Raw genomic sequence first — 11,927 nt, forward strand, 5'->3', positions numbered from 1 at the left:
GACTCGAAGGAGAGGCATGGACATGCGTTCCGATTCCACGCGACGACGAGGCGGCGGGCGGCGCGGGCTGAGCTGGGGGCTGGCCGCGCTGACCGCGCTCTCGCTGGGCGGTATGGCGATGAGCGCGCCGGCGAGCGCGGCCGGGTGTGACGGCATCTGGCGGGTGACGACCGGCAAGACCCCGGCAGGCAGCGATGTCCGCGCCTTGCTCCCGGTCTCGGCGCAGGAGCTGTGGTCGGCCGGTTCGCTGCCGGCGAGCGGCACCGGCTTCGTCTCCCGGTGGCGCGCGGGGAAACTGACGACGACGCAACTGCCCGGGGTCAACCTCGCGGTGCACCTGACCGGCTCTGCCAGAGATATGTATGCCGCCGGCATGGATTTCGACAACTTCCGTGACCGGCTCTACCACTACGACGGCAGCCGGTGGAACGAGGTGCCGGGCTTGGCCGAAGACCTCGGCGAATACGGCTCGGTCAACGCTATGGAGGTCCGGGACGGCACGCTCTATGTATTCGGGGTTCGCTTCAACCAGCAGGGCGCCATCACCATCGCGCTGACCTGGGACGGCACGCGCTGGACCGCGCTCCCGCACAATCTCGCCGATTCTGCGTATGCCGTTCCGCTCGCCAGCGGTCTGAGCCCGAGCGGCGAGGTGTGGGTGGCCGGCGAGGACGTCACCTTCACCCAGGACCACCCGATCTGGCGCAAGCCGTGGGTCGGCAAGGTCATCGGCAACCGGGTCGTGCGCCAGCCGGCCCCGCGGGTGCCCGGGCTGACCTCGACAATGCCGGCGACCATCACGTTCGATGCCTCCGGACGACCGGTCGTCAGCGGAATGACCGGTGAAGACTGGGTCACCGGCCTCTATCCGTTCTCGGCGACGGGGCGGGCCAGCGGGGGCTGGGCCCTGGATGGCGTCCCCGCATCCGTCGCCCAGAACACCACTGTCTCCGACTCGGCGACTATCGGTGGGCGCGTGTATACGTCGTCGTGGGCGACCATCCTCGACCAGCAGTGGATCAACCTCTCGGCGCGCGGCGCCAAGGGTTTCTCCAACCCGATCGATTTGGCCCGGCATGCCGGTGAGATGCCCTCGGCGCTGGCGGGGCTGCCCAGCGGTGAGGGCTACCTGGCCGCTCGCGTTGGGGACACCACTCGACTGTGGACCGTGTGCGGCTCCGGCGCCCGCGGGTCGGACTCCGCGACGGACGGCGAAGCAACCGGCGCAGCGGCGCGCTCATCCGGCACTGCCGGTGTGGGGCCGCGGCCGACCCCCACCGCGACCGGAGACCAGGCGTTTCCGCGCACCGGGCGGTGGACCATGCCGTCCCTGTCCGAGCGCGTCGCCACCGCCCGCCAGGCCCGGCTCGAGCACGATGTCACCTCGCTCGACGGGCTCGTCGCCCGGTCGGCACGAGCGACCATGCGCACCGGCGCCGCGCTGTCGGGCCCGGCCATCGACCGGCTGCGGACGGCCACCAAGGCCGGCGGGGACGCCGTCTTCGTCGCGCGCGATGCGTGTGCGGACGCCCCCGGGCCGATGCGCTGCCTCGCGCAGGTCGTCACGCAGCGGACCGCCGATGGCGATCGCGATCCGGTGACGGGATACCCGGCGGGCTACGGCCCGAAGGAATACCGCGCGGCATACGGACTGCCGGCGAGCGGGGGCGCGGGCAAGACGATCGGGATATCGATCGCCTATCACCACCCCAACCTGCCCGCCGACCTCGCGAACTATCGCAAGGGTGCCGGCTTGTCCGCGTGCACCAAGGCCAACGGCTGTCTGAAGATCGTCGGCCAGAACGGCGGCGCCCCGCCCACGACAACCAACGACGGGTGGGCGCTGGAGGCCAACCTCGACGTGCAGACCGCGTCAGCGGCCTGCCCGGACTGCAAGATCCTTCTCGTGGAGGCCAATTCCCCCGAAGACAGCGATCTCGGCCAGGCCAACCAAACGGCCGCCCGCCTGGGCGCCTGGGTGATCAGCAACAGCTTCGGCCGCGACGAGGCCACCACCGACCCGCGGACCGCCCCCGAACTGGTCCCGGCCGGGGTCCCCTTGGTCGCAGCGACCGGCGACTGGGGTCATGGCGCGATCTATCCCTCGACGGTCCCGTCGGTGATCGGCGTCGGCGGCACCCGCCTACTGGAGGCCCCCGGCAGCCCGCGCGGCTGGCAGGAGAGCGTGTGGAACTTCTCCGGCGGCGGCTGCTCGGCCGTTCAACCCAAGCCGGTATGGCAGCGGGCAGCCAACTGCTTCGACGCGAAATCGTCGACGACGAGCGTGTCGGCCGTCGCAGACCCGGCGACCGGCGCGGCCGTCTACTTCACCCCGCTGGACCCGGCGCTGCAGGCGGGCTGGTATGTCGTCGGCGGCACGTCCCTGACGGCGCCGCTGGTCGCGGGGATGTCGGCGGTGACTGGGCAGCGCCTCTTGGACAAGGCGATCTGGTCAGGTGGGCTGGCGACGATCGACATCCGCACGGGCGGCCGCACCGGGTGGTGCTCCCCCACCTGGGAGTGCACCGGGGTCGCCGGCTATGACGCGGTGACCGGATTCGGCATACCACGCTGGTGAGGTGCGGACTCGTCGTCGCCGACGGCTGATCTCACGGTTCTGCCGCAACGCAACTGCGTTGCGGCAGAACCTGTTTATCGGCCGTGGCCGGCATCTTCGCAGCTGAGGCGTGCACGGAACCTCGGCTCGGCCCCATACTGGTGCGGCAACCACCCCCCTGACGATGCCCCCGAATCCCAGGAGATGCCGTGACTGCGTTCCCCCGACGCGCCGGAATTAAAGCCTTAGCCGCCACCCCACTGATCACCGCCGCAACCCAGCGGCCGGCAATGGCCGCGCCCCTGCGCGCCCTCGCCATGAACTCCCTGACCTCGACGCTCGGCGTCTGCATGGTCACCTCCACCACCGTCGGGCCCTGGGGCCAGCGGCCGCAGATCCTGCAGGCGCTGAGCGACCTCGGCGCCACCTGGTATCGCACGAACCTCTACACCGGCAACAAGCGCCAGATCAGCTGGCTCCAAGAACTCGGCGCGAACGGCCACCAGCTGCACGCCCTGATGGGCAACCCCTCCCAGATGACCGGCACGCCCGAGCCGCTGGTGGCGCTCGTCGCCGCCAGTTTGACCGGCGTGACCCAGTCGTTCGAGGGACCGAACGAATGGGACCTGCGCGGTGGCGCCGACTGGGTTCCCGAGCTGCGGACCTATCAGACCCGGCTCTACCAGGCCGCCAAGGCCACCGCCGCGACGCGCAACATCCCCGTCGCCGCTCCCGCCTTCGGCACCCCGTGGAAGTCGACCAGCTACGACGCCTTCGGCTATGCCGGCAACATTTGCGATTGGGGCAATAGCCACATCTACACCGGCGGGTTCGTCCCCGGATACCGCACCGATTTGATGCTCGACCTGGAACGGCGGGTCAGCGGGCCGATTCCCCAGATGGTCTCCGAGACCGGCTGGCACAACGCGCCGAATACCACGACGAGCCACTTCTATACCCCCGAGGCCGTGGCCGGGGTCTATGCCCCGCGGCTGCTGCTGGAGTATGTCGCGCGCGGTGTTCCCAAGATGTCCCTCTACGAACTCATCAACGACCGGGCCGACCCGGGGGGCACCGACCGCGAAGCCAACTTCGGGTTGTTGCGGTATGACCTCTCCCGCAAGCCGGCATTTCACTCGATGGCCAACCTCAACGCGGTGATCAACCAGCAGTTCCGCACCGGCGGCCGGGGCCAGCCGGCGCCGCTCTTTGCCGATATCCAGGTCGAGGCAGGCCGGCTCGACGAGCTGGCCACCGTGCTGGTGGCCCGCCCCGATGGCCGTTATCTGCTGTTTGTTTGGCGGCCGCTGGCGGCGATCTACGACCCGCGCAAGCGGCTCTACCTCAACCCCGGGACCATGCCGATGTCCGTCGACTGGACGGCGCCGAAGCGGGTGCGGCGGTTCGTCCCCAACCAGTCCGCCTCGGCGCTGGAGGTGCGCACCGAGAGCCGCACCGAGCTGACCCTCGGTGCCGAGCTGCAGGTCCTGATCGTCGAACCGGCCTGAGCGCGCCCGCCGGATCACCGGCAGGCCCCGGATCACTGGCAGGCCCCGCCCGGCCCGTGGGTTGGGCTGGTTACGGTGTCGGTATGCCCCCCTCGTCTCGCAAGGCCAGCGCCACGGCCGCCGCCGCTCCCGACCGCGCCACGCTGCTGGAGGAGCATGTCCGGTTCGAGCTGTCCCGGTGGACGAGTGCCGCGCTCGAGGCGAGCTTGCGCGAGGAGATCGACGCGCTTTTTGATTGGCTGGCCGGCGTCGACGTCGGCCAGCTGCTGCCGGCGCAGGCGACCGCGCGCACCGTCGCGGACGCGCTGGACCAGGTCGAGGTCAACGAGGAGGTCATCGCCCTCGCCGTGGAGACCGTTGTGTCCGCGCGCACGGCTCTGCTGGCAAGCGATGACACCGTCTTTGACGCGGTCACCGCGCAGGACCTGCACGACCTCGTTGACCTCTTGTCCGGTATGGACGAGCTGCGCGCCCGCACATTGGCGGCGGTGACCGACAACTCGGCCTATCACGAGTTCGTCGCGCACGTCCTTTATCACGGGGTCAAGGCGTTCATGCTCAGCGAGAACGTCCTGGCACGCCGTGTCCCGGGAGCCCAGTCGCTCATCCGGCTGGGTCAACGCGGGCTGAACTCGGCGGCGCCCGGCTTGGAGGCCAACGTCGACCGGCAGCTGCGCCGCTTCGTGCAGGCCCAGATCGGTGACACGCTTAGCGAGAGCAAGCGTTTCCTCGATCAGACGCTCACCGGCGACTCCGCCCACGAACTGCTAGACACCATCCTGCGCCCCCTCGGCCCGACGCCGCTGCGCGACCTGGCCGTGGCCATCGACTCCGACGACCTGGCTGCGCTGACCGAACAGCTGGCCCCGATCGTGCGCGGGATCCTTGTCTCGGGACTGGCCGGCCGCGTGGTGGCACCGGCCGTGGAGCGGGTGCTCACGGCATACGCCGACTGCGGGGTGGGCGCGCTGCTCGCGGATCTCGGCGTCGAGCCGGACGCGCTCGCGCGTCAGCTGGCGGCCGCCGTCCGTCCCGCCGTGGAGCACGCCGACGCGACCGGGTTCTTGGAGGAGCGCATCCGCGCCCGCCTAGGCGCCTTCTATCAGTCTGACGCGTGCTCAATCAGCAGGCGCTGACGCCCCCGAGGCGCTCATCGTCGGGTAACGTCGAGGCGCCCGGGCCATACCGGCCCCGAGGCCCCGAGCTCACCCGAATCGAAAGGAGAGCACTAATGAGCTTCTTCTCCAGGTTGAGGAAGGCCCTGGACTTCCGCTCCTCCAGCGCGGACAAGGCCCAAAAGGATGCCGAGAAGGCCGCCCAAGAGGCTGCGGAGCGCGCCAAAAAGGCCGACGACTGAGCTAGGCCCACCCACGGGGTTGGACTCTTCCGCCGACCGGGGACGTGCCCGACACGCTGATCGCCGAGCGCGGCTATGGCATCCGGATGACGTCGCTCACGCGAACGATTCTCGACGCGCCGCCCGGGCGGGGGGCGCAAGCGGGTCGAGGTCAGTGATCCGACGCTGACCACGGATTTCGATGCGTTGATCGATCCGGTCACCCCTGGGGACCCGTGGCCCACAACTGCGGCTGGGTCAGCGTCGGGACCGATCACGACACCGCCGCCTTTGCGGTGCACACCATCGACACCTGGTGGCGATCCGGTCCGGGAGGCGGTGCCGTCATGGGACGCCAGGCTAACGGGCCCGGGCGACAACGCCGGCGGCCCGAACAGACGACCCTCGCGTCCGCTCTGTTAGCAGGGCGTTAGCACGCGTGCATCTCGATCACGTCGTCAGCCATTCCAGCACTGCACTTGACCTGCACCTTCATCGGTGGGGCGTCAGGGGCTTGAACCCTGGACCGGCGGATTATGAGTCCGCTGCTCTGACCGACTGAGCTAACGCCCCGACCTGCCGCGGCGGCATACCGAAGCAGTGACCGCAGCCTATCCAAGCGGCGCGGGCCCACGGCAGGCGGCAAAGGACGGCCATCGCCAAGGCCCTGCCGGGGCCCAGGGCTGCGCTAGGTTCGTGACTCCGCGAGCCCGAACGGGCTCACCGCGTCGGGCCTGCCCGGCACGACCACACGAAAGGGGTTTCCCAAAGCATGGGCTTCTTGGACAACGTCAAGGACGCACTCGGCTTCGATTCGCCCGCCGAGAACGCGCGCGAGGCGGCCGACAAGGCCGAGGCGAACGCCGCCGAGGCCGCCTCGAAGGCCGCCAACGCCAAGGCCGACGGCGACAACGACTACCCCGAGTTGCAGGCCAAGGCCGATGGCCTCAAGGCCGAGGCCACCTCGCTGCGCGCCGAAGCCGACCGGCTGACCGCGGAGGAAGCGGCCCAAAAGAAGGCCGAGGAGACCAAGGACAACAAGGCCGACACTGCCGCCCCGGCGCCCGCCCCCACACCGGCACCCGCCCCCGCTCCGGCGCCGGCCCCCGAGCCCACGATCGCCCCTGCCCCCGAGCAGAGCAGGTCGGTGCCCGCCCCGGCCGAAGCCGACAAGTCGGCCGCTCCGAAGGAGGCCGCACCCAAGCCGGCGCAAGAGAAGCCGCGCGAGAAGGCCGCGGACAAGCCGAAGCACGACGACGATGACGACGAGTACATCACCTACACCGTCAAGAGCGGCGACACCCTCTCCGAGATCGGCGCGCGCTACGGCGTGCCCTACCGGACGATCGCCAAGATCAACCACATCGACAACCCCGACCTGATTTTCCCCGGTCAGAAGTTCAAGATCCCCAAGCGCTGACCCCGGCGCACACCTCGCTCGAACGCGGCCGTGATCACCATCGCGGCCGCGTTCGTGCGTCCACCCCGGCCGCCGGAAGCAAAGCCGGAGGTCTCGAAACGGGAACAAGGCCGTGTTGCCTCGACCCCCACCGGCCCTGGAATGTAGGTTGCGCGCATGGCCCAACCACTGGTCGTGCTCTCCGGGGTGAACAAGCACTTCGGCGACCTGCACGTGCTGAAGGAGATCAACCTCAGCGTCGAGCGCGGTGAGGTCGTGATCGTCATCGGCCCCTCCGGCTCGGGGAAGTCGACGATGTGCCGCACGATCAACCGCCTGGAGACGATCGAGTCCGGCACGATCACCATCGACGGCCAGCCGTTGCCGCAGGAGGGCAAGGGCCTGGCCCGGCTGCGCGCCGACGTCGGGATGGTCTTCCAGGCGTTCAACCTTTTCGCCCACAAGACGATCCTCGACAACATCACGCTCGGCCCGATCAAGGTGCGCAAGCTGTCCAAGGCTGACGCCGAGAAGCGGGCGATGGAGCTGCTCGATCGCGTCGGCGTCGCCGAGCAGGCCCACAAATACCCCGCCCAGCTCTCCGGCGGCCAGCAGCAGCGGGTCGCGATCGCCCGCAGCCTGGCGATGGAGCCCAAGGTCATGCTCTTCGACGAGCCGACCTCGGCCCTCGACCCCGAGATGATCAACGAGGTCCTCGACGTCATGGTCGCGCTGGCCAAGGAGGGCATGACGATGATCGTCATCACCCACGAGATGGGCTTCGCCCGCAAGGCGGCCAATCGCGTCGTGTTCATGTCCGACGGCCAAATCGTCGAGGAAGCCAGCCCGCAGGAGTTCTTCACCAACCCAAAGTCCGCGCGCGCCAAGGACTTCCTCGGCAAGATCCTCACTCACTGACACCTCATCCCCCGCGGGAACCAACGGAAGGACACATCAATGAACACACGCAGGATCGGCGCCCTCATCGGGGCCGCCACGCTGGCGCTCACCTTGACCGCCTGCGGCGACGACTCGGGGGGCACGAGCACGTCCGGCTCGGGAACGGCCGGGGCAGGCGGCGGCAGCGGCGCGATCAAGATCGGCATCAAGTTCGATCAGCCGGGCCTTGGCCTGAAGGACGGGAACACCTACTCCGGGTTCGACGTCGATGTCGCCAACTATGTCGCCAAGGAACTCGGGCGCAGCCCGGTCACCTTCATCCAGGCCCCGAGCAAGCAGCGCGAGGACCTGATCGCCACCGGCCAGGTCGAGCTGATCTTCGCGACCTACTCGATCACCGACGAGCGCAAGCAGAAGGTCTCCTTTGCCGGCCCCTACTTCGTCGCCGGCCAGGACCTCCTCGTCGCTGCCGACAGCGATATCGCCGGCCCGGAGGACCTCGACGGCAAGAAGCTGTGCTCGGTGACCGGCTCGACCTCGGCCCAGAAGGTCAAGGACAGCTACCCCGGCGTTCAGTTGCAAAACTTCGACACCTACAGCAAGTGCCTCGACCTCGTCGTCAACGGCCAGCTCGACGCCCTGACCACCGACAACACGATTCTCGCCGGGTATGCCGCGCAGCCGGCGTACAAGGGCAAGCTCAAGGTCGTCGGCAAGACCTTCAGCGAGGAGCGCTATGGCGTCGGCCTGAAGAAGGGCGATGTCGCGTTGTGCGAGAAGGTCAACACCGCACTGAAGAAGATGGTCGACTCCGGCGACTGGCAAAAGGCCGTCGACGCCAACTTCGGCCCGGCCGGCTTCAAGGTCGACACCTCCACGAACCCGCCCAAGACCGACGCCTGCTCCTGATCCGTATGCCGCGCGCCCACCGCTTGCTCGTGGGCGCGCGGTCGCGTCGGTTCGACCCGTCCGCCAAGGAGCTGCCCGGTGAGTGAACTCTTCGACCAGTTCGATATCTGGCACGCCTTCGGGCAGACGCTCTATCTGGCGTTCTTCTCCGCGATCGGTGCCTTCGTCATCGGGGTGCTGCTCGCGGTGATGCGCGTGGGACCGGTGCGGATCTTCAATGTCGTCGGAACGGCATACGTCAATCTGATCCGCAACACCCCGCTGACGCTGATCGTCACCTTCTGTCTGCTCGCGCTGCACTATCAGCTGCGGCTCAACCTGGCGCCCGCAGACAGCCCCACATCGATCGTCGACAACGGCGTGCGCTGGGCGATCGTCGGTTTGGCGGTCTATCACGCGGCATTTGTCTGCGAGGCGATCCGCAGTGGGATCAACACCGTGCCTCCCGGCCAGGCCGAGGCGGCCCGCTCGATCGGCCTGGGGTTCGGCCAAAGCCTGCGGTATGTCGTTCTGCCGCAGGCTCTTCGCGGCGCGATCGCGCCGCTCGCGTCGGTGCTGATCGCGTTGATCAAGAACACCACGGTCGCCTATGCGATTGGCGTGGCCGAGACCGCGGCGTTCATGCGGGACGCGTTGGAGTTCCGCATCGATCTGAGCGTCTGGATCTTCCTGATCGTCGCCGGCTTCTTCGTGCTGCTCACGCTGCCGATCGGCGTCGGATTGACCCACCTGTCCCAACGGATGGCGGTCAAGCGATGAGCGCCTCGGTCCTCTTTGACGCCCCCGGCCCCAAGGCCCGCGCTCGGCATCGCCTCGTCGCGATCATCGGCGGGCTGCTCACCCTACTCGTCGTCGTCCTCGTCATCCGAGCGCTGGCGCGCAATGACGAGTTCACCGGCGCCAAGTGGAGCCCGTTCCTGGAATGGAGCACCTGGCGCTACTACCTGCTGATCGGGTTATGGAACACGATCAAGGGGGCGGCGATCTCGGTCGTGCTCGCCCTGGTCTTCGGGTTCGTGTTCGGCGTCGGGCGGCTGTCCGAAGTCCGGCTGGTCCGGTGGGTCAGCGGCGCGATCGTCGAGTTCTTCCGTGCCGTGCCCGTGCTGATCATGATGATCTTCTTCTTCGGCGTCTATGCCTACAACCAGGTCTTCCCCGCGGCGATCAACCCGCTCGCGGCAGTCGTGACCGCGTTGACCCTCTACAACGGCTCGGTCATCGCCGAGTTGGTCCGCTCCGGCGTCTACAGCCTGCCGAGCGGGCAGCGCGAGGCGGGCCTGTCGATCGGGCTCACCCAGGGCCAGGCACTGCGCTCGATCCTGCTCCCCCAGGCCGTCACCGCGATGCTGCCGGCGATGGTCAGCCAGCTCGTCGTCATCCTCAAGGACACCGCGCTCGGGACGATCATCACCTATCCGGAGTTGCTGCAGCAGGGCCAAAACCTCGCCTCGAGCAAGTCGAATGTCATTCCCACCCTGCTCGTGGTCGCGGCGATCTTCATCACGATCAATTACCTGCTCAGCTGGCTCGCCGGCCGCCTGGAGGCGCGGATCAACCGCCGCGGCCACACTGCCGGCACCGCCGTCGGTCGCGCCCCGACCATCCCCGGTGCCTCGGTGGAGGCCGACCCGGGTGAGCCGCTGACGCAGCCGCGCTGACCGGGGTTTCGTGCCGCGCCGAACGGTTTGCTATGGTTTCCCAGCGCCCATTGGCGCGCCAGACCTTCCCCTGTAGCTCAACTGGCAGAGCATTCGGCTGTTAACCGAAGGGTTGTTGGTTCGAGTCCAACCGGGGGAGCTCACCCGCTTCTCGTCCCCGCTGCGCCAACCCACCGGCGGCGTGGCGCGTCTGCACGGCATGAGATCTCACCGCCGCAGCTTCGCCGTGTCTCGGCCGGCTGGGCACGGCCGCGACGTAGCGTTGGACCTCGGTCAACGACGGGAGGATGACATGGCGGCCACGGCGCGGGGCCCGTGGGCACGAGCACTACCACTCCTGGCGCTGACGGGAATGCTCATCGGCTGCACCACTGCGACGACGTCCTCGCCGCGGTCAACGTCCTCGTCAACGACACCCGACCCGTCGGCCGCCGCACGCGCGAAAGCCGAGCGGCTGGCGGCGGCATACGACTATAACGGGGCGATCAGGCTGCTGACCGGGATGCCGGGAGCACAGGATCAGCTCGCCGAGTTGACCCGCCGCAAGCAGGCAGCCACGGCCTACCCCGACAATGCGACGATCAGCCACCTCTTCTATCACTCGCTGATCGTCGACCCGGCGCGCGCGTTCTCCAGCCCAACGGCCCGCGGGTATGACGACTACATGGTCACGATCGAGGAGTTCCGGGCCCAACTGCGCGACCTCTACGACCGCGGCTTCGTGCTGGTGCATCCCGAACGGATTGCCGGCGTCGATGAGGCGGGCGTCGCGGCCTGGAAGCGGATCTATTTACCGCCGGGCAAGCAGCCGCTGGTGCTGTCGGTCGACGACGTCAACTACTACGAATACATGGAGTCCGACGGATTCGCCGCCCGGCTGACGCTCAATTCTCGCGGCAAGGTCGTCAACGACTACGTCGCCGCAGACGGCACGAAGCGCCAAGGCCGCTTCGATGTCGCCCCCATCGTCGACGATTTCGTTGCCAAGCACCCCGACTTCTCCTATCGCGGCGACAAGGGCACGCTCGGCGTCACCGGCTACAACGGCGTCTTGGGATATCGCAGTTCGATGATCAAGTATGGCGACACCGACACGACCCGCGCCGAGATCACCCGGGCGACCCGGGTGGCCACGGCCCTGAAAGCCGACGGCTGGCGGTTCGCGTCGCACTCGTGGGGGCACATCGACTTCACCAAGGACAGCGTCGGCATCCTGGCCGCCGACTCCCAGCGCTGGCGCACCGAGGTCGAACCGATCGTCGGCCCCACGCGGGAGTTCATCTTCCCGTTCGGCGCCGACATCTCCACCGCCGCTCCCTACACGGACGCCAACGCGAAATACCGGCTGCTGCACGGCCAATACGGCTTCGACTACTTCTTCCCGATCAACTCCGCCACGCCGTCGTGGATGCAACTGAGCGCCGGCTCGCTGCGCCAGGCGCGGATCAACGTCGACGGGTTGAGCATGGGCCGGGCGCTGGCCAACAAGCGCCACGTCCTGTGGCAGTTCTTCGACGTCGCCAAGAGCATCGACGCCCGCCGACCGTCGGTGAAGTGATAGTGGCCGAGATGGCCGTGGACGGGCCGTGCCGCCCAAACCGCGATGTCGGCCTCGGCGGCACGAGTGAGACGATAGGTCGTCATCAGCCCGCTGGCTGGG

The 11,927-nt window shown here is 68.4% G+C and carries 10 protein-coding genes, 2 tRNA genes and 1 pseudogene; 12 read left to right on the forward strand and 1 reads right to left on the reverse strand.

Annotated features, from left to right (window positions below):
* Positions 1-22: 22 nt before the first annotated feature.
* From V9G19_RS27725 to V9G19_RS27745, 5 genes and pseudogenes are all read left to right on the forward strand, one after another.
* Positions 23-2,578 (forward strand): S53 family peptidase, encoded by a 2,556-nt coding sequence (locus V9G19_RS27725; RefSeq protein WP_462288606.1) that lies wholly within the window; start codon positions 23-25, stop codon positions 2,576-2,578.
* Between the two features lie 188 nt (positions 2,579-2,766).
* Entirely contained in the window at positions 2,767-4,065 is a 1,299-nt protein-coding gene (locus V9G19_RS27730; protein WP_462288607.1) for a hypothetical protein, read from the forward strand.
* An 83-nt stretch (positions 4,066-4,148) separates the two neighbouring features.
* The gene (locus V9G19_RS27735; protein ID WP_462288608.1) at positions 4,149-5,201 is read left to right on the forward strand and encodes a hypothetical protein; all 1,053 of its coding nucleotides are present in this window, start codon (positions 4,149-4,151) and stop codon (positions 5,199-5,201) included.
* A gap of 95 nt (positions 5,202-5,296) precedes the next feature.
* Positions 5,297-5,422 carry a hypothetical protein gene (locus tag V9G19_RS27740; RefSeq protein ID WP_462288609.1) on the forward strand — a complete coding sequence of 42 codons (126 nt, stop codon included), beginning with the start codon at positions 5,297-5,299 and terminating at the stop codon, positions 5,420-5,422.
* Positions 5,423-5,646: 224 nt separating this feature from the next.
* Positions 5,647-5,727, forward strand: a pseudogene (locus V9G19_RS27745) (ISAzo13-like element transposase-related protein); the annotation flags it as partial.
* A gap of 173 nt (positions 5,728-5,900) precedes the next feature.
* Here V9G19_RS27745 and V9G19_RS27750 read toward each other — a convergent pair.
* Positions 5,901-5,974 (reverse strand) — tRNA-Ile (locus V9G19_RS27750).
* Between the two features lie 199 nt (positions 5,975-6,173).
* On the opposite strand from V9G19_RS27750, the gene V9G19_RS27755 reads away from it, so the two are divergent.
* The 7 genes from V9G19_RS27755 (at position 6,174) to V9G19_RS27785 (ending at position 11,825) form a co-directional block, all read left to right on the forward strand.
* Positions 6,174-6,821: a LysM peptidoglycan-binding domain-containing protein gene (locus tag V9G19_RS27755; protein WP_462288610.1), complete on the forward strand. Its 648-nt coding sequence runs from the start codon at positions 6,174-6,176 to the stop codon at positions 6,819-6,821.
* 156 nt (positions 6,822-6,977) lie between these two features.
* Complete coding sequence (locus V9G19_RS27760) at positions 6,978-7,718, forward strand: amino acid ABC transporter ATP-binding protein (protein ID WP_462288611.1); 741 nt, start codon at positions 6,978-6,980, stop codon at positions 7,716-7,718.
* Between the two features lie 39 nt (positions 7,719-7,757).
* On the forward strand, positions 7,758-8,609 hold the full coding sequence (locus V9G19_RS27765) for a glutamate ABC transporter substrate-binding protein (RefSeq protein WP_462288612.1): 852 nt from the start codon (positions 7,758-7,760) through the stop codon (positions 8,607-8,609).
* Between the two features lie 78 nt (positions 8,610-8,687).
* Positions 8,688-9,368: an amino acid ABC transporter permease gene (locus tag V9G19_RS27770; RefSeq protein ID WP_462288613.1), complete on the forward strand. Its 681-nt coding sequence runs from the start codon at positions 8,688-8,690 to the stop codon at positions 9,366-9,368.
* Positions 9,365-10,267 carry an amino acid ABC transporter permease gene (locus V9G19_RS27775; protein ID WP_462288614.1) on the forward strand — a complete coding sequence of 301 codons (903 nt, stop codon included), beginning with the start codon at positions 9,365-9,367 and terminating at the stop codon, positions 10,265-10,267. The genes V9G19_RS27770 and V9G19_RS27775 overlap by 4 nt, the downstream gene beginning before the upstream one ends.
* Before the next feature lie 66 nt (positions 10,268-10,333).
* A tRNA-Asn gene (locus tag V9G19_RS27780) sits at positions 10,334-10,406 on the forward strand.
* A gap of 153 nt (positions 10,407-10,559) precedes the next feature.
* Positions 10,560-11,825 (forward strand): polysaccharide deacetylase family protein, encoded by a 1,266-nt coding sequence (locus tag V9G19_RS27785; RefSeq protein WP_462288615.1) that lies wholly within the window; start codon positions 10,560-10,562, stop codon positions 11,823-11,825.
* The last annotated feature ends 102 nt before the right edge of the window (positions 11,826-11,927 follow it).

The organism is Nostocoides sp., from assembly GCF_037045025.1.
Classification (GTDB): Bacteria; Actinomycetota; Actinomycetes; order Actinomycetales; family Dermatophilaceae; genus Nostocoides_A.